Origin of the sequence: Microbacterium sp. MYb62 (assembly GCF_002979475.1) — a bacterium.
Lineage (GTDB): Bacteria > Actinomycetota > Actinomycetes > Actinomycetales > Microbacteriaceae > Microbacterium.
In genome coordinates, this window is the sequence record NZ_PCOY01000003.1 from 74,806 (window position 1) to 92,588 (window position 17,783).

General features: G+C 68.8%; 17 protein-coding genes and 1 tRNA gene. 3 read left to right on the top strand and 15 right to left on the bottom strand.

All coding sequences use genetic code 11. The features are described 5' to 3' along the window. Positions 1–72: 72 nt before the first annotated feature. From CQ042_RS05210 to serS, 5 genes are all read right to left on the bottom strand, one after another. Positions 73–1,077 carry a LacI family DNA-binding transcriptional regulator gene (locus CQ042_RS05210; protein ID WP_105669405.1) on the bottom strand — a complete coding sequence of 335 codons (1,005 nt, stop codon included), beginning with the start codon at positions 1,075–1,077 and terminating at the stop codon, positions 73–75. A 63-nt stretch (positions 1,078–1,140) separates the two neighbouring features. Next, positions 1,141–2,397: an LCP family protein gene (locus CQ042_RS05215; RefSeq protein WP_105669407.1), complete on the bottom strand. Its 1,257-nt coding sequence runs from the start codon at positions 2,395–2,397 to the stop codon at positions 1,141–1,143. A 50-nt stretch (positions 2,398–2,447) separates the two neighbouring features. Continuing rightward, positions 2,448–2,532 (bottom strand) — tRNA-Ser (locus CQ042_RS05220). 42 nt (positions 2,533–2,574) lie between these two features. After that, entirely contained in the window at positions 2,575–3,396 is an 822-nt protein-coding gene (locus CQ042_RS05225) for an HAD family hydrolase (RefSeq protein WP_105669409.1), read from the bottom strand. Next, a complete protein-coding gene (gene serS, locus CQ042_RS05230; protein ID WP_105669411.1) occupies positions 3,393–4,709 on the bottom strand; it encodes a serine--tRNA ligase in 1,317 nt (438 codons plus the stop codon). Before serS ends, CQ042_RS05225 begins: the two co-directional genes overlap by 4 nt. Before the next feature lie 87 nt (positions 4,710–4,796). Here serS and CQ042_RS05235 point away from each other — a divergent pair, with 87 nt between their 5' ends. Then, positions 4,797–5,795, top strand: coding sequence for a diacylglycerol kinase family protein (locus CQ042_RS05235; protein ID WP_105669413.1), 999 nt, complete (start codon positions 4,797–4,799; stop codon positions 5,793–5,795). A gap of 21 nt (positions 5,796–5,816) precedes the next feature. Here the strand turns inward: CQ042_RS05235 and CQ042_RS05240 are convergent, their stop codons facing one another. The 3 genes from CQ042_RS05240 to CQ042_RS20380 form a co-directional block, all read right to left on the bottom strand. Then, on the bottom strand, positions 5,817–6,542 hold the full coding sequence (locus CQ042_RS05240; protein ID WP_105669414.1) for a hypothetical protein: 726 nt from the start codon (positions 6,540–6,542) through the stop codon (positions 5,817–5,819). A gap of 47 nt (positions 6,543–6,589) precedes the next feature. After that, entirely contained in the window at positions 6,590–8,050 is a 1,461-nt protein-coding gene (cls, locus tag CQ042_RS05245; protein WP_105669416.1) for a cardiolipin synthase, read from the bottom strand. A gap of 86 nt (positions 8,051–8,136) precedes the next feature. Next, positions 8,137–8,310 (bottom strand): hypothetical protein, encoded by a 174-nt coding sequence (locus CQ042_RS20380; RefSeq protein ID WP_017831493.1) that lies wholly within the window; start codon positions 8,308–8,310, stop codon positions 8,137–8,139. A gap of 112 nt (positions 8,311–8,422) precedes the next feature. Here CQ042_RS20380 and CQ042_RS05250 point away from each other — a divergent pair, with 112 nt between their 5' ends. Continuing rightward, on the top strand, positions 8,423–9,541 hold the full coding sequence (locus CQ042_RS05250) for a DUF4192 family protein (protein WP_105669418.1): 1,119 nt from the start codon (positions 8,423–8,425) through the stop codon (positions 9,539–9,541). A gap of 17 nt (positions 9,542–9,558) precedes the next feature. Here the strand turns inward: CQ042_RS05250 and lysS are convergent, their stop codons facing one another. Further along, on the bottom strand, positions 9,559–11,091 hold the full coding sequence (gene lysS, locus CQ042_RS05255) for a lysine--tRNA ligase (protein ID WP_105669420.1): 1,533 nt from the start codon (positions 11,089–11,091) through the stop codon (positions 9,559–9,561). An 80-nt stretch (positions 11,092–11,171) separates the two neighbouring features. Here lysS and CQ042_RS05260 point away from each other — a divergent pair, with 80 nt between their 5' ends. Then, complete coding sequence (locus tag CQ042_RS05260) at positions 11,172–13,049, top strand: DUF2207 domain-containing protein (protein ID WP_105669422.1); 1,878 nt, start codon at positions 11,172–11,174, stop codon at positions 13,047–13,049. A 44-nt stretch (positions 13,050–13,093) separates the two neighbouring features. Here the strand turns inward: CQ042_RS05260 and CQ042_RS05265 are convergent, their stop codons facing one another. From CQ042_RS05265 to folB, 6 genes are read right to left on the bottom strand one after another with little or no spacing between them, the layout of a single operon-like run. Further along, positions 13,094–13,786, bottom strand: a complete 693-nt coding sequence (locus CQ042_RS05265) for a DUF2520 domain-containing protein (protein WP_105669423.1) — start codon at positions 13,784–13,786, stop codon at positions 13,094–13,096. Further along, positions 13,776–15,836: a PH domain-containing protein gene (locus CQ042_RS05270; protein ID WP_105669424.1), complete on the bottom strand. Its 2,061-nt coding sequence runs from the start codon at positions 15,834–15,836 to the stop codon at positions 13,776–13,778. Before CQ042_RS05270 ends, CQ042_RS05265 begins: the two co-directional genes overlap by 11 nt. Next, positions 15,833–16,414: a PH domain-containing protein gene (locus tag CQ042_RS05275; protein WP_105669425.1), complete on the bottom strand. Its 582-nt coding sequence runs from the start codon at positions 16,412–16,414 to the stop codon at positions 15,833–15,835. The genes CQ042_RS05270 and CQ042_RS05275 overlap by 4 nt, the downstream gene beginning before the upstream one ends. Continuing rightward, positions 16,365–16,847 (bottom strand): DUF3180 domain-containing protein, encoded by a 483-nt coding sequence (locus tag CQ042_RS05280; protein ID WP_105669426.1) that lies wholly within the window; start codon positions 16,845–16,847, stop codon positions 16,365–16,367. Before CQ042_RS05280 ends, CQ042_RS05275 begins: the two co-directional genes overlap by 50 nt. Then, positions 16,844–17,383 carry a 2-amino-4-hydroxy-6-hydroxymethyldihydropteridine diphosphokinase gene (folK, locus tag CQ042_RS05285; RefSeq protein WP_105669427.1) on the bottom strand — a complete coding sequence of 180 codons (540 nt, stop codon included), beginning with the start codon at positions 17,381–17,383 and terminating at the stop codon, positions 16,844–16,846. Before folK ends, CQ042_RS05280 begins: the two co-directional genes overlap by 4 nt. Beyond that, positions 17,380–17,775 (bottom strand): dihydroneopterin aldolase, encoded by a 396-nt coding sequence (gene folB, locus CQ042_RS05290; protein ID WP_105669428.1) that lies wholly within the window; start codon positions 17,773–17,775, stop codon positions 17,380–17,382. The genes folK and folB overlap by 4 nt, the downstream gene beginning before the upstream one ends. Positions 17,776–17,783: the final 8 nt, after the last annotated feature.

The following is a 17,783-nucleotide window of genomic DNA, read 5'->3' on the forward strand; positions in this document are numbered from 1 at the left end:
TAAACAGAAGGTTGTAATTTTACGATAGCGTGCGGCCGCGCGAGAGCGACCCGATCGCGGAGGAACTCCGCGTCAGGCCAGCGGGCCCGTGGATGCCCGGAGCACCAGCTCGGGTTCGAACAGCAGCTCGTCGCTCGGTTGGGCCGTCCCGGCGATCTGCGCGAGCAGGAGGGCGATCACCGCCCGTCCCATCGACTCGATCGGCTGGCGGACCGTCGTCAGCGGAGGCTCGGTACAGCTCATCAGCGCCGAGTCGTCGAATCCGACGATGCTGACGTCTCCCGGCACCGACAGCCCGGCGCGTCGCGCCGCCCGCACCGCTCCGAGCGCCATCGGATCGCTGGCGCACACGATCGCCGTCGCTCCGGCCGCGAAGAGCCGCGCCGCCCCCGCCTGGCCGGACTCGAGCGAGTACATGCCGCGCACGACGAGCTCGTCCGAGAGCGGGTCTCCGAGAGTCTCGAGCAGACGGCGGGCCGACTCCAGCTTGCGTCGGGAGGGAACGTGATCCTCCGGCCCGAGAAGAAGCCCGATGCGGCGATGCCCGAGCTGATGCACGTGCAGCACCGCCTGCTCCGCCGCGGCGGTGTCATCGGTCGACACCGTGGCGAAATGCAGCTCGGGCACACGGGCGTTGACGAGGACAGTCGGCAGGTTCACCTGCCGCAACCGCTCGTAGTGCTGGTGCGCGGCATCCGCCTGCGTGTAGTTGCCGCCCAGGAAGATGACCCCGGAGACCTGCTGCGCGAGGAGCAGATCGACATAGTCCGACTCCGTCACGCCGCCCGCGTTCTGCGTGCAGAGCAGCGGCGTATAGCCGTTCTGCGTGAGTGCGCCTCCGACGATCTCGGCGAAGGCGGGGAAGATCGGGTTCTGCAGCTCGGGCAGCACGAGCCCCACCAGGCGGGCACGTTCGCCGCGCAGTTTCGTCGGCCGCTCGTAGCCGAGGACGTCGAGCGCGGTGAGCACCGCCTGCCGCGTGGCGTCGGAGACGCCGGGCTTCTCATTGAGGACGCGGCTCACCGTGGCCTCGCTCACACCGACCTTGCGGGCCACCTCTGCCAGTCGCTTCGACATGCAGTCAGTGTACGCAAACTCTTGCAAGAACACGCAAGCAGTTTGCGTTCGTGCGGCGCGAGCTCAGCGGACGTTGCCGTTGGAACAGGTCTGCTGCGCGGCGGAATTGCCCTTGATCGAGTCGGGGAGAGCCACGACGTTCTCGGGAACCGCTCCGGGGTCAGGCGTGGCCGAAGGGTCGGTCGCCGCGGGCGCCTCGACGGGCGCCGTCGGCTCCTGCACGACCACACCGTCGTTCTTGTTGTTCTCGTGCGTGATCTGCAATTGGGCGTTGGCCTCGATCGCGTCCCACAGCGCCGTCGCGGCGGTGTGGTTGGGAACGACCTTGTTGGGGTCGGACGAATCCGCCCCGTTCGGGTACTGCACGAAGACAATGTCCTCGAACGGCACCGACTTGACCGCGAGGGCGATCTGGACGAGCGTCATCGGGTTCGTGAGGGACTCGCTCGGCTCGAGGTTCTGGATGGCGGTGTTCGCGAGCTTCAGCATCACGGGGACGTTGCCGAGCACCTCGCCGCTGATCATCTTGCGCGCGAGGCTCGACATGTACTGCTGCTGGTTCCCGATGCGGCCGAGGTCGCTGCCGTCGCCGACTCCGTGTCGCGTGCGCAGGAACTGGAGCGCCTGGAGCCCCTCGACCGTGTGCGTGCCCGCGGGCATGTCGAGACCCGTGTAACGGTCCTTGATCGGATTGGCGAGGCAGACGTCGACGCCGCCGATCGCATTGGTGATCTCGATCACGCCGCCGAAGGTGACGCCGGCCGCGAACTGGATCTCCTGGTCGGTGAGTTCGGAGATGGTCTTCACGACGCAGTTCAGGCCGCCGTCCGTGTAGGCCGTGTTGAGCGGCTGCTTGCTCATCGCGGAGGTGGCGTTACCGTTCTTGTCGGTGCAGGCGGGGATCGGGACCATGAGGTCGCGCGGGAAGCTGACGACCGTGATGCGGCGCGGCTCCTGCGAGACGTGCACGAGCAGGTTCACGTCGTTGAGCGTGCCCTCGGAATCCGCGCCGGTGCATCGAGCGCCGAAGAGGTCCTTGTACTTCTCTTCACACGTGTCCACGCCCGTGAGGACGAGGTTGAATCCGCCCTGGTACTCACCGATGTCCGGCGGCACCGGATCCTGGCCCTCGAGCTCGACGGCGTTCGCAGACACCGTGGTCGAGAGGTCGTAGAAGACGTAGGCGCCGACGCCGAAGCCGCTGACGAGCACCACTGCCAGTCCGATCGCGATGAACTTCAGCAGTTGGCCGACCGCACCAGGAGTGCCCAGCTGACCGTGGCGCGCGATCGTGTGACGGCGTCGGGTGTTCCGGCTCACTCGTGTCCTTTCGGATTCAGCACGAATGCGAGGACACTGTGCTCAAAATGCGGAGGGTGTGGGATTCGAACCCACGAGACATCTCTGCCCACTGGTTTTCAAGACCAGCTCCATCGGCCGCTCGGACAACCCTCCCGACAGATGCTTCTGTCGACCAGGCGTGAGTCTAGCCGAGTTCTATTCTCCTGCGCTGACCTGGGCGGGGGCTGGAAGCGTGTCGAGCGCCCGTGCCAAGCCGCCGTCGGCGACGTCTGCGGTGACCTCTCCTGCAGCCTCCTTCACCACGTCCGGGGCCTGCCCCATCGCCACGGCCCTGCCTCCGAGCGATCGGGCCCATCCGAACATGCCGATGTCGTTGCGCCCGTCTCCGGCCACGAGGATGCGCCCCTCGTCGAGACCGAGCTCGGTGCGCACCTGCTCCAGTGCCGTGCCCTTGTCGACGCCCTGCGGGGCGATGTCGAGCCACGCCGTCCAGCCGATCGCGTAGGACACCTCGTTGAGGCCGGCGTCCGCCACCAGACGGTGGAAGTCGTCCTCGTCATGGCCCGGGGAGACGACGACGATGCGCGAGACGGGCAGCGCACCGAGTTCATCGAAGTCGACCTGCCGACCGCCGTCGAGCGTCCAGTCGTCGAGCTGCTCCGTGTAGAGGCGCTGACCCGAGGCGAGCTCGACCATATACCTGGCGTCGGGCAGGCGGTCGCGCAGCAGCCCCAGCACCGGCGTCGGGTCGAACGTCTCGACGTTCCAGCGCTCCCAGTCGTCGCCCGCACGGCGCATCGTCACGGCACCGTTGGAGCACACCACGTAGTCGGCGGTCAGGCCGAGCTCCTCCACATAGCGTCGCGTGGCCATCCAGCTGCGTCCGGTCGCGATCGTGACCACGTGCCCGGCGTCGCGCACCCGCGCGATGGCCTCGGGCACACCGGGACTCATGCTCTCATCCTGGAGGATGATCGTGCCGTCGACGTCGAGACCGACCAGCCAGGGCATCGTCACCGTGCGGCCCGCCCTTCCGCGAGGGGCCGGATCACTTCGAGGCCGCCGAGGTACGGGCGCAGGACCTCGGGCACGCGCACCGAGCCGTCGGCCTGCTGGTGCGTCTCGAGCAGCGCGACGATCCAGCGCGTGGTCGCCAGCGTGCCGTTCAGCGTCGCGACGTGCTGGGTCTTCGGCGCGCCCTGCGCGGCCGCATCCTCGGTGTCGACGACCGGGCGGTGCCGCACGTCGAGCCGGCGAGCCTGGTAGGTCGTGCAATTCGAGGTCGAGGTGAGCTCGCGGAACGCGCCCTGCGTCGGCACCCAGGCTTCGATGTCGTACTTCCGCGCGGCGCTCGAGCCGAGGTCTCCGGCGGCGACGTCGATCACACGGTAGGCGAGACCGAGCGATGTCAGCATCTCCTCCTGCAGCGCGACGAGGCGCAGGTGCTCGGCCTCCGCATCCTCCGCCGTGGTGTAGACGAACATCTCCAGCTTGTTGAACTGGTGCACCCGGATGATGCCGCGGGTGTCCTTGCCGTGCGAGCCGGCTTCCCGGCGGTAGCAGGTCGACCAGCCGGCGTAGCGCAGCGCGCCATCCGCCAGGTCGACGATCTCGTCCTTGTGGTACCCGGCGAGGGCGACCTCGCTGGTGCCGACCAGATAGAGGTCGTCGTCCTTGTCGAGGTGGTAGACCTCGTCGGCGTGCTCACCGAGGAATCCGGTGCCCTGCATGATCTCCGGGCGCACCAGCGTCGGCGTGATCAACGGCACGAAGTCGTTCTGCAGCGCTTTGTCGAGTGCGAGGTTCATCAACGCGATCTCGAGGCGTGCCCCGATACCGCGCAGGAAGTAGAAGCGCGCACCCGAGACCTTGGCCCCGCGCTCCATGTCGATCGCGCCGAGGAGCTCGCCGAGTTCCAGGTGGTCGCGCGGCTCGAAGTCGAAGGCCGGCACCTCGCCGACGCGGCGCAGCTCGAGGAAGTCCGCCTCGCCGCCGGCGGGAACACCGTCGATCACGACGTTCTCGATACGCGCGAGCGCGATGGATGCCGCCTCCGCGGCCTCATTCGCCGCATGCTGGGCCTGCTTGACGCGGTCCGCGAGGTCTTTCGCCTGCGCCACGAGCGCAGCCTTCTCCTCCTTGGGCGCCTTCGCGACCTGCTTGCCGAAGGCGTTCTGCTCGGCGCGCAGCTCCTCGAAGGCGGAGAGCGCGGCTCTGCGCGATCGATCGGCCTCGAGTGCGGCGTCGACGGTGCTCTGGTCGTTTCCACGAGCAGCCTGCGAGCGGCGGACGATCTCCGGATTGTCGCGGAGGAATGCGAGGTCGATCATCCACCAAGTCTACGGTGAACGCCTTGCGGTGCCGGAGTCGGCCCCGATGTGAGGCGACCCGAGCGCGTCCCGGTTTAGAGTAGCGCCATGACCACCAGCGCCCCCGTCCCGCGACAGGCAGCGCTCGTCTACAACCCGACCAAGGTCGATGGCAAGCTTCTGCGAGCCACCGTGCGGGATCTCTCCCGCGAGGCCGGGTGGGAGCATCCGGCCTTCTACCCGACGACGATCGAGGATGCCGGACAGGGTGCGACAGCGCAGGCGCTCGCGCGCGACGTCGACGTCGTGCTGGTCGCGGGTGGCGACGGCACCGTGCGCGCGGTGTCGGAAGCGATCGCGAACACCGGAGTCCCGCTGGCGATCCTGCCCAGCGGCACCGGGAACCTGCTCGCGCGCAATCTCGGGCTTCCGCTCGGCGACCCCGCGGAGATGATCAGGGCCGCCCTCGGGGACTTCCGGCATCCGATCGACATCGGCTGGGCACGCCTGACCCGCGAAGACGGCACGGAGGTCGAGCACGCGTTCGTGGTGCTCGCCGGCATGGGCCTGGATGCCGACATGATCGCGAACACCCGCTCGGATCTGAAGAAGTCGGTCGGCTGGATCGCGTATGTCGACGGTGCCGCGCGCTCCCTACCCCGCGCGAAGCCGTTCCGCGCGGTGTATCAGGTCGACGAAGGGCGTCTGCACTCGCACCGCGCCTACAGCCTCCTCTTCGCGAACTGCGGCACGCTTCCGGCGGGCATCGCGCTGATCCCCGACGCCTCGATCACCGATGCGGCGCTCGACATCGCCGTCATCCAACCCACCGGCATGCTCGGGTGGTTCGCCGTGTGGCGCAAGATCTGGTGGGACAACTCCGTGCTGAGACGCTTCCGCGCCGGTCGACGTGTCCTCGAGCGCCGCGGCAAGAACGCCTCGGTGCACTACTTCCACGGAGCGGCCGCAGAAGCCGCAGCACCCGACCCGATTCCGATCGAACTCGACGGCGACGAGTTCGGCGAAGCCGTGCGCATCACCTGCCGGGCCGACCCCGGAGCCCTGCTGCTGGCGTTGCCGCACGGCCACCCGGTGCACATGCTCTGAGCGGCGGATGCTCCTACGGCGTCAGCGCACCTCGACCGTGCCGTCGAGTCCGCCGCCGACGAGAGTCAGCGTGAAGGTGCCGTCGTCTTCGACCGCGTCATCGCCGAAGGCGAGCATGGTCGCGCGCGGTGCCATGTCCATCGTGCAGACCTGGGTGTCGTCGGTCACGAACGTCGCCGTTCCCGCGTTGCCGGAGCCTTCGAGCGACTCGACGAGGGGCGGGCAGGACGATGATCCCCAGGTGAGCAGCACGAGACCGCCATCGTCGTACCACCCGGCCGAGGGCAGGTACTCGGTCGAGGAACCCGGCGTCCCCCCTGCCGCGGGGTCGCCATCGAGATCGACGTCATCCACGATGTCGCCGTAGGTCACGTTCAGGGTGATGTCCGTCTTCGGATCCACGCCTTCCGGCAGTGCGCCGAGGCTCGCCCGCGGTGCGAGATCGGCCGTGCAGGCCTTGTCGGTGCCGTCCGGGTCGACGAGCGTCACCGTCACGGTCTGGCCCTGGGCCTCGACCTGGTCGACCTGCGGCACGCACGTCGACGACCCCCAGGTCACGACGGCGAACATGCGTCCGTCGTCGAGCAGTGCGCCCTCCACGTCGTTCTGGTCATCGATGGCACCCGCGCTCGGCACCGGCGAGCTGGTCGGCGTCTCCGAGCCCGGCCCCGCGGTGCACCCGGCGACGAGGAGCGCGGCAGCGACGAGTCCGACGACGGAAGCGAGAGGGCGAAGAGCAGAGGTCATGCTCACAGGTTAGCCCTCGCGAAGTTCGCCGGGATAGCCCGCATCGTCTACTGCAGGGCGGAGGTGAGGCGTGCGAGGTTGTCGAGCACGGTCGAACGCAGGGGCTGCTGCATCCACTCCTCCAGCGTCAGCTCCCTGCTGAGCGAACGGTACTTGTCTTCGACCTCGCGCATCTCGGAGACGAACTCCTCGCCGCGCACCAGCATCGAGACCTCGAGGTTCAGACCGAAGGAGCGCATGTCCATGTTGCTCGATCCGACCACGGCGACCTCGTCGTCGATGGTCAGCGTCTTGGTGTGCAGGATGTACGGCTTGCGGTACATCCAGATGCGGACCCCGGCCTTGAGCAGCACCTCGTAGTAGCTGCGCTGGGCGTGGTAGACCATCGCCTGGTCGCCCTCTTCCGAGACGAACAGCTCGACGTGGACGCCGCGATCGACGGCAGCCGTGACCGCGAGCAGAAGAGCCTCATCGGGGACGAAATAGGGGCTGACGATCATGATCTTCCTCTTCGCCGCGTAGAGCAGCGCGAGGAAGAGGCGAAGGTTGTTCTCGACCTCGAAACCGGGTCCCGACGGCACGACCTGGCAGTCGAGGTCGCCGGAGCCGATGTTCGCGTGAGCGATGTCGATGCCTTCGAGCACGGTGTCGGTCTCGCTGTACCAATCGGCCACGAAGATCGCGTTCACGCTCAGCACGACGGGACCGTCGAGGCGGACCATGAGATCCACCCAGTGCAGGCCGCGCTTGATGTTCTTCGGCAGGTTGTATGTCGAGTCGGTGATGTTCTGCGACCCGAGGAAGGCGATGTTGCCGTCGACGACGAGGAGCTTGCGGTGATTGCGCAGATCGGGGCGCTGCATCTTGCCCTTGAGCGGCTGCACCGGGAGCATCAGGTGCCAGTCGGCGCCCATCGCGTTGAGCCGCGCGATGGTCTGCTTGTAGCGCGGCTTGCCGCGGTTCGCCCAGTGGTCGAGCAGCACGCGCACCTCGACACCGCGCGCGCAGACCTCTTCGAGCGCACGGAAGAAGTTGTCGGTCGCGGTGTCCGACTGGAGGATGTAGAACTCGACGTGCACGTAGTCCTGCGCGGTGCGGATGGCCTCGGCCATCTCGTCGAGCGACTCCTGGTAGTCCGAGATCAGGTGGGCGCCGTTGTCACCGGAGAGCGGAAGGGCGCCGAGTTTCTGGTTCATCTGCACGATCGGACCGAACCACGCCGGGGCGTTCGGGCGCAGCGTGCCGAAGTGCAGGTGCTCGCTGGTCTCGGCGATGTACTCGTTGATCTGGTCCTGCTTGCGGCGACGCGCGCGGGGAAGCCGCGGATTGCCGATGAGGAGGAACAGGAAGACGCCGACGAACGGGATGAAGAACACGGCGAGCAGCCATGCCATCGCCGCCGTGGGACGCCTGTTGCGGGGGATGACGATGATCGCCGTGACACGGATGATGAGGTCGAGCACCAGAATGAAGGTGGCGACCCACCATCCCCAGGTCTCCGCACTCATCGTGCCCCCTCGCCACCGCAGTGACCGTCACAGCTCACGCGCACCGAAGCCGGTGCGCTGGCTTCACAGTAGCGGATGGGTCGGACTCAGGCGCGCGGCGGGAGGCCCCGCGCGGCGCGCTCTTCGGCCTCGATCTGCGCGTGGACCTTGCGCTCCGTCCGATCGAAGCGGAGGATGCCGCGGACCACGAAGAAGAACACGATGCTCACTCCGACGGTCGGCAGAAGCGACCATGCAGCGGCGAGCCAGAAGTTGTCCATCCCTCCATGGTACGCGAGCGACTCTTCGTCCACATTCCCGCCCTCGCAGGATCTGCGTCCACAAGGCGCCTTTTCGCGCCCGCCGCATCGCCCTCTCGACGACACTCGCGGCATGACAACAGTTCTCCGCGCCACCGATTCGGCCGCATTCCTCGGCATCGTCCCCCGCCTCGCCGGCTTCACGCCTCGGAGGAGCATCGTGCTCCTCCCGTTCCGGGGCGCGCGCACCGAAGGAGCGATGCGGCTCGACCTTCCCCAGGACGCGACCGACCTCGGGCTCTATGCCGATGCGGCGGTCGGGCTGGTGTCCCGGGTCGCCGGGACCGATGCCGTCGCGGTGGTCGTGTACACCGACGAGGAGTCCCATCCCACGCGGGACGGCCTCATCCTGCCGCATGCGGTCGCCGTCGACGAGCTGCTGGGCTGTGCGGAGGATGCGGGGCTCCGCGTGGTCGACGCGCTGTGTGTGACGCCCTCCGGGTGGTCGAGCTACATCGAGGAAGAGCCGGAGCTCGGCGCGCTGGCGCAGATCTGCAGCCCGGCAGACCTTCCGGCGATGGGCGATGTCTCCGGCGACCAATCCGCCGGGACCGAGCTCCCGGTGGTCGATCTCGTGGAGAAGGAACGTGTGGGCAGGGCGGTGACCGAGCTCGCAGATCTCCTCGACGCGCAGGGGAACGGTCGGCTGACGGGTCGGGAGAATCCGCAGCTGATCGCCGCCCTGGTGCTGCTCGAAGACATCCCGACGTTCTTCGAATCGGTGCTGGCGGCGCCCGAAGGGCTTCCGCCCTTCGCGACGGCGACGCTTCTGTGGTGCCTGGATCAGCCGGTGCTGCGCGATGTCGCGATCGCGCAGTGGGCGACCGACCTGACGGGTGGGATCCGCACGCTCGATGCGCAGACCGCCTTCGTCGAGTCCGGCGCGAGAGTCCCCGACGATCTGGGCCGGGTGTTCCTCGGTCGGGGTCCTGCACCGGACACGGGTCGACTGCGAAGTGCGCTCTCGGTCGTCCGCGAAGCGGCCTCGCGAGCGCCGCGAAGCACGCGGCGGGCCCCGCTCACCGCCGCGGCATGGCTCTCCTGGGCGCTGGGACGCGCCACACATGCCGCTCACTACCTCGAGAGGGTGCGGGAGATCGACCCCGAGTACTCCCTCGCCGCGCTCCTGGAGACCATGATCGGCGGAGCGATGCTGCCGGAGTGGGCATTCCGGCGGGGCCTGACGGAATGACCGCCGGGCGGCACCCGCTACTTGACCAGCGGGAAGAGGATGGTCTCGCGGATGCCCAGACCGGTGATCGCCATCAGCAGTCGGTCGATCCCCATGCCCATTCCGCCGGACGGCGGCATCCCGTGCTCGAGCGCCCGCAGGAACTCGTCATCCACAGGCATCGCCTCGACGTCGCCCCGTGCCGCGAGACTCGCCTGCTCGACGAAACGCTCGCGCTGGATCACAGGATCGACGAGCTCCGAGTATCCGGTCGCCAACTCGAATCCGCGGATGTACAGATCCCACTTCTCGACCACACCGGCGATCGAACGGTGCTCGCGCACCAGAGGCGAGGTGTCGACGGGGAAGTCCATCACGAACGTCGGACGGACCAGGTCACCCTTCACGAAGTGCTCCCAGAGCTCTTCGACGAGCTTGCCGTGCGTGGCCTGCGGAGGCAGATCGACATTATTCGCCTCGGCGAAGACGATCAGGTCGTCCACCGAGTCCTGCGGGGTGACGGTGCGCCCGGAGGCTGCCGAGAGCGACTCGTACATCGAGATGCGGTCCCACTCGCCCCCCAGGTCGTAGTCGGTGCCGTCGGCCCAGGTGACGGTCGTGGAACCCGAGACGGCGATCGCGGCCTTCTGCACGAGCTCCTGCGTGAGGGCGGCCATCTGGTTGTAGTCGCCGTACGCCTGGTAGGCCTCGAGCATCGCGAACTCGGGGCTGTGCGTGGAGTCGGCGCCCTCGTTGCGGAAGTTGCGGTTGATCTCGTAGACGCGCTCGATCCCGCCGACGACGGCCCGCTTGAGATACAGCTCCGGCGCGATGCGCAGGTACAGCTCGGTGTCGAACGCGTTCGAGTGCGTGACGAACGGGCGAGCGGATGCTCCGCCGTGCTGCACCTGCAGCATCGGGGTCTCCACCTCGAGGTAGTCGTGGCTCGCGAACGTCGAACGCAGGCTCGCGTTGACCGCGGCGCGCGCACGAACCGTGGCCCGTGCCTGCTCGCGGACGATCAGGTCGAGGTAGCGGCTGCGCACGCGCCCTTCCTCGCTGAGCTCGGAGTAGGCGTTGGGGAGCGGCAGGATCGCCTTCGCGGCGATCATCCAGTCGTCCGCCATGATCGAAAGCTCACCCCGACGGCTGGAGATCACCTCGCCGTGCACGAAGACGTGGTCGCCCAGGTCGACGTACTCCTTCCAGTCCGCCAACGACTCCTCGCCGACGTTCGCGAGCGAGATCATCGCCTGGATGCGCGAGCCGTCTCCGGCCTGCAGGGTGGCGAAGCAGAGCTTCCCGGTGTTCCGGCTGAAGACCACGCGGCCGGCGACGCCGACGACGACACCGGTCTCGGCGCCCGCCTCGAGTTCGCCGTACTCGGCGCGCAGCGCGGGGATGGTGTGCGTGACCGGCACGGCGACCGGGAACGCCCCTCCTCCCGCGTCCTTCCGCTTCTCGATCAGACGCTCGCGCTTGGCGAGTCGCACAGCCTTCTGCTCGTGGACGTCCTCTTCGAGGGAAGGGTCGGTCGAGGCCGATTCGGGCGCGGCGGACGCGTCAGTCATGTGCGGGGCTCCTTGGAAGTCCCTCCCAGTTTACCGAGGCGGCGCGCCCCCCTCGGGCGCACCCTGGGTAGCCTCGGAGAATGGCCCACACACGGATCCTCCGCGCGTTCGCTGTCGTCTGCCTCACTACCGCGGCCGCCGGGGTTCCTGCCGCGGCGTTCGCGACGTCGGAGGGATCCGCCCCTGCCGTCTCCGCACATCTGCGACCGGCCGCGGTGGCGACCGACGTCGACGACTTCTCCTACAGCTCGTGGGACGCCGTCTACGAGATCGGACTCGACGATGACGGCCGTGCGCGGATGCGCGTGACCGAGACCCTCACGGCCCGGTTCCCCGAATCCGACCAGAGCCGTGGCATCGTCCGCGGCCTGGTGACCTCATACAGCGGAGCGAGCACCGAGACGACCGTCCTCTCGGTCACCGACGAGGACGGCGCGGAGGTGCCCTATGAGACCGAGGAAGACGACGGAGTGCTCTACCTCAGCACCGGCGACGACGACTTCGTGCAGGGTCTCACGACATATGTGATCGAGTACGAGATGCGCGACGTGATCCTGGCGACCGAGCCGGATGCCGGGTCGAAGAACCCCCCGGTGGACGAGTTCTACTGGGATCTACTCCCCCTCGACAGCACGCAGCCCATCGAGCGTTTCCGCGCCGACATCATCTTCGACAGCGAGATGAGCGCCGCACTCACCGGAGCCACACGCTGCTACACCGGTCTCGAGAACTCGACGGCGGGCTGCGACGTGGAAGGACCGCTCACCGACGACGGCACGGCGCGGTTCCACGTCGAGTCCGGAGCACGACCGGCCGGCGACGGAGTGACCGTCGCCATCGGCTTCGAAGAGGGCACAGTCACGCAGCCCCTCGCCCGCACACCGGATCCGGTCGCCGACATCGCGCCGGCGGTCGCCGCCGTCGGCGCGCTCGGCATCTCCGCCGCCAGCTGGGTGGCCGTCTCGGCCTTCACCCGCAGAAGACGCACCGCCACCGGCGTCATCGTCGCGCAGTACGACGTACCGGACGCGCTCCCCCCGCTGCTCGCCGGGGCCGTCATCCCGGGAGCCGAAGATGTGATCCCCGCCGAGATCGTGCATCTCGCGGTGCGGGGAACCCTGCGCATCGAGGAGGGAGCCGAAGCCGAGGAGCCGCGGCTGCGCCGCATCCCCGACACGCGTGTCCCCGATCAGCTCGACGTCGACGCACTCGACGCGCTCTTCACCGACGCGAATGCCGACGGTGTCGTCGACCTTCCTGCGGCCAGCGAGACCTTCTCCGCACGCATGGTCGCCCTGACACAGACGGGAACGACCGCGGCGAGATCCCGCGGCCTCACCCAGAAAGCCCGCAGCCGCGGTGCCGTCGTCCTGCAGTGGTGCGCGATCGGCATCACCGCCGTCGGTCTGGCGCTCGGGATCTGGGGAGCCACCAGCGGCCGACTCTCTGCGATCCCCGCGCTCGTCGCGATCTCGTTCGGCGCGTTCCTCGTGCTCCTGTCGAGCCTGTACGCGTTCTCGAAGCACACGGTCCTCACGGCTGAGGGGGCGCGGACCTACGAGTATCTGCAGGGTGTGAAGGAGTTCATCCGTGTCGCGGAGGCCGACCGCCTGCGCATGCTGCAGTCGTACACCGGCGCCGAGCGTCGACAGGACGGCACCGCCGACGTCATCCACGTCTACGAGAGGCTCCTCCCCTACGCGATCCTGTTCGGCATGGAAGACGAATGGGGCGACGTGCTCGAGCGCGCCTACACGCACGAACAGCGCGGTGCGACCTGGATCGGCGACCCCACATCGGTCGCGCTCCGCGTGCAGCTCGCCTCGTTCATGGCGTCCTCCCACTCGGCCGCCAGCTACACGGCCCCCTCGACGGGTACCTCGTCGAGCACCGGCGGATCCTTCGGCGGCGGCTTCTCCGGAGGCGGCGGAGGTGGCGGCTTCTCGGGAGGACGCTGACGCCCCGACGGGTCAGGCCGGACGACGGCACACGTCGGCGGCGCTCAGATCAGTGGCGGTGCATCGGATGCTTCACGCAGTGCCCGTTCCACCGTCGACTGCACCAGCGCCGACAGATATCCGCCGGGGTTCTCGACCCCGATCTCACGCAGCCGCGCGGTCGACTGGCCGATGATCGATCGTGAGAACTCGGTGGCCGTCGCGATGGCATCGGCATAGGCGGGCCGGTCCGATTCGGCGATCACGACCGGCTCGCATCCCATCTCCACGGCGAGCGCCTGCGCGATCGGCAGCACGGCTGCCGGCGCGGTGACGGCAGCGAAACCGGCCTGCAGCTGTCGGAGGTCGATCGACGTGCCGGTGAACGTGATCGCCGGATGCACGGCGAGGGGAATCGCCCCGCGCTCGGCAGCCGGCCGCAGCACCTCGATGCCGTATGCCGGATCGGTGTGCAGCACGAGCTGACCGATCTGCCAGCCGCCCACCTCGGCGATGCCGGCGACCAGGGAGGGCAGCTGCTCGGAGGGAACCGCGATGATCACGAGCTCGGCTCGGCGCACGACCTCCAGGGCATCGAGCACCGGCACATCCGGCAGCACGGCGGAAGCGCGTTCGTCATCGGACCCACTGGTGATCCCGATCACGGCATGGCCTGCACCGCCGAGCGCTGCACCGACGACGGGCCCGACGCGCCCTGCGCCGATGATGCCGACGCCGAGGCGACCGTCACGCGCCATCGTCGCTCCGCCTACGCCGGAGCTGCGGGGCCGCGGGAGGAGTCGTCGGAGGAGCAGGAGGGACGACCGGGGGCGCCGGAGGAGTCACCGGAGCGCTCGCGGAAGGCGCCGGAGGCGGAGCAACCGGCGGCTCGGCCGGGGGCGCGGGTGGCGTCGACGGCGATACAGGCGGCGCGACCGGAGCACTCGACGGCACGACCGGAGGCGCGGGCGGGGCGGGCGGAAGCACCGGCGGGGCAGGCGGAAGCACCGGTGCGGCAGGCGGGGCGGGCGGAAGCACCGGTGCGGCAGGCGGCGCCGCGTGCCCCGGGGCAGGGAAGACCGGCGGGGGTCCGGTGTACGCGGGCGGCGCGGGAGTCGCTTCCGGTGCCGGGACGGCATGCTCGCTCCACCGATGGGTCGTGTCGCGGGATGCCGCTTCCGCGGCTGCCCGGCTCACGTCGTCGAGCAGCGACAGCGCGTCTGCGCGCTCGATCCCGGACAGGTTGCCCGTGATCGGTCCGGGAACGGTGTGCACCTGCGCAGCGGAGACCCGCTGCGCACGGTCGATGGGTCCCTGACTGAGTGAGACGCCCTGCAGCCGGGCCAGCGGGAACACGGCGAGCTTGCGCCACACGTTCCCCCGGCGCAGCAGCAGGCCGAAGTCGGCGACCAGGTAGCCGTGACGCTTCCACGAGAACGGGCGCCGCCATCGAGCGCGGCGAGGAATGGTGCGATACGGGTCGTCCTCGGCCGGGCCCACGATTCCGTTGTCCCAGAGTGCCGGGATATCAGAGGCAGGCACGTCGGGGAGCACCAGACCGAGCACGCGCTCGACATCGGCGCGCTTGCCGACCGGCAGCACCACGTTGAACTGCTGCCCGCTTCCCGAGGACTGCTGGGCGGCACTCTTGCCGCTCATCCGGTTGATCCTGATCGTCCACCAGCCGAAGGGGCGCCACAGCAGCGACTGCGACACCTCCACCGCGAAGATGCGCCCGGGCGGGAGCGTCTCGGTCACGGTCGTGAGCAGACCGTAGGTGATGCGCACACCATCGGGCGTGGGCGCGATCGAGTAGCGCAGAGACTTCGAGATCTGCGCCCACGTGATACCGACGACCGCGATCACGATCGGGACTCCCATGCCGAGGCCCAGTCCGAGGAGAACGATGCCCCCGTCCGAGTCGCCGTCGACGAACATGCCGATCATCGCACTGCCCATCGCGATCGCGAAGATCGCCCCGAAGAACACGAACCACAGCAGACCTGAGATCAGCTGCGAGCCGACCAGCCGGCCGGTCGGGATCTTCACGACGCTCTCGGGGACCACGTCGGCGAGGTCGACGCCGCTGATGAGCCCGTTGACCCCGGCGTTCATCGACCCGACGAGTTGCGCCCGAGCGGTCGCCGGCGCGCTCGGTGACGTGGCATCCGCCCCCGCGGCTTGAGGGTTCAGTGCGGCGTTGCGCGCCGCGCGCGCCCCCGAAGCCAGGCGCAGGATGTCAGACCGGACGGACTCGGCGCGGGGCGTGGCCAGGTACTCGAGCTCGACGTTGGCGTCGTTGCCGGCTCCCACGACCTCGAGCTTCGCGAGACCGATGATGCGAGCGGGGAACGGGCGCGTCAGGTTGACGCCCTGCACCCGGTCGAGGGGTGCGCGGCGATGCGAGCGGAAGATGATGCCCTTGCGGACCTCCACGTGATCGCCGGTGATCCGGAACTGCTGGAAGCGCCAGACGAACCAGAAGATCAGCACCAGAACGATGACCAGCCCCAGCACGCTGAGCAGCGCGACGAGGATCAGGTTGTTCGAGAGGACCCAGTCGACCGGGTCGCCGGGATAGCTCCCGTAATGCGCCTCCTCGGGGGTGAAGAGCGCGACCGCCCAGGCGATGAGGCGATCCCGCATGTTCGCGATCACGATGCCGGCGATGATGATGAGAGCCAGCCCGCCCTTGAAGAGGGGCGTGAGCGGATGCATCCGGTGCCACTCGCCGTTCGCGAGGGTCGCCGTCGAGGCGCTGTCGACGACCTGTGCGCTCGGCGAGGGAGGGAGCTGCGGCTCGCTCACAGGCCGGTCCGACGGGTCTCGGCGACATGGATGAGGGTGTCGCGCAGCGCCTCCGCGGCCTCCTGGGTCAGCCCGGGGATCTGCACGCCGGTCGTGGCGGCGGCCGTCACCATCTTGAGCTGGGCGATTCCGAAGGCGCGGTCGAGCGGCCCCTGGGTGATGTCCACGAGCTGCATGCGGCCGTAGGGGACCGCGATCATGCGCTGCCACAGAATGCCCTTGCGGAACACGATGTCGTCGGCGCGCAGCATGTATCCGATCGCCTTCGCCTGACGGGGAAGGATGATGAGCGCGAACAGCGTGATGAGAAGGACGATCCCGGCGGGGATCCACACCCACTGCTGGTCGAGCACGAAGTTCAGCACCAGGGCGGCGGCCGCGACGAGCACGATCAGGATCACTTCCTGCACGATCTGCGAGACGACGTAGCGTGGCGAGATCTGATGCCACGTGCCGTCGAGCTCCAGCCGGGCCTCGTTCCGTGCGGTGCGCAGCTGCGTGTACGTGCCCTGATCGAGCGCGTCGAGGTCAGTGCCCTCCGCCGGGTTCAGGGGCGCGGTCTCTGGGTTCTGAGTCATCAGGATCCTTCGGCAGGGTGCAGAACTGTTCGGCGACGAGTGCAGCGATCACGAGGACGATCGCGCTGCCGATCAGGGCCAGCATGGCCACAGTCGACCCTACCTGTGGAACGACGGGACGCGACAGGAGGAACACCAGCAGTCCCGCACCGAAGCCCGCCATGAGGGCGCCGAGCAGACTCGAGGCACGTGCGAGCGTCGCCGCTCGGAGAGCGCGGAAGGGATCGATGCGCACACCGGAGCGCACGCTGCGCCGCACCGGCCAGGCGACCCCCAGAGATGCGGCGGCGATCAGCAGGAGCAGCACGGGCAGCAGCAGCGAGGGCGTGAACGTGACGCGCCCTGACGCGGTCAGCAGGTGGTCGAGAAGGAACCCGCCGCCGCCCGCGAGGAGCGCGAGCACGACGAGGAGGCCGACGGAGGTGCGTCTCATCCCTCGCCCCGGGCGTGCAGCTCGGCGACGAGGTCGGCCACCCGTCCGCTGCCGGGCAACTCGGCATCCGGATCGACGTCCAGCCAGGGGCCGAGGACGAAGAGCCGTTCCGCGGCGCGGGGATGCGGCAGCTGCAGACGCGGCTCGTCCGAGACGACGTCCGCGTAGGCGATCAGGTCGAGGTCGAGGGTGCGATCGCCCCAGCGCTCGCGGCGTTCCCGACCGTTCTCGTCCTCGATGGCGTGCAGCATCCCGAGGAGGATCTCGGGGGCGAGGCGCGTGGTGACCAGCGCGACGGCGTTGACGTAGCCCGGGGCGTCGGGATCCGGCCCGTCGAGGCGGACGGCGACGGTCTCGAAAAGACGTGACAGACGCACGTCGCTGACCAGCGGCAGTCGAGCGATCCGCTCGGCGGCCGCACGGATGGTCTCGTGCCGGTCTCCGAGGTTCGCACCGAGGGCGACGACGGCGACGGTCTCCGGGCGCCGGGGGCGGGGACCCGGCAGATCAGGCGGGTTCGCGAGGTTGCGATTCATGCGGTGATGCCTTCCAGCGAATCGGGTGTGCGACGGCGGTGCACGGTGACCGCCACGTCGGCGAAGTCCAAGGGGATCGGGGCGTGCGGTTTGTGCACGGTCACGATCACGTTCTGCACCCGCGCATCGTCCAGAGCCACGGCGGCGATCCGCTCGGCGAGCGTCTCGATCAGATTCACCGGTTCGCCCGCCACGACGGCTGCGACCTTCTCGGCCAGCTCGCCGTAGTGCACCGTCTCCCCCACGTCGTCCGAGGCCGCCGCCTGCGCGAGCGACAGCCGCAGGCGGAGGTCGATCGTGAACTCCTGGCCGTCTTCGCGCTCGTGCTCGTACACGCCGTGACGACCGAAGACGGTCAGACCGGTGAGGACGATCTCGTCGAGGAGCTCCATGCCTCTAG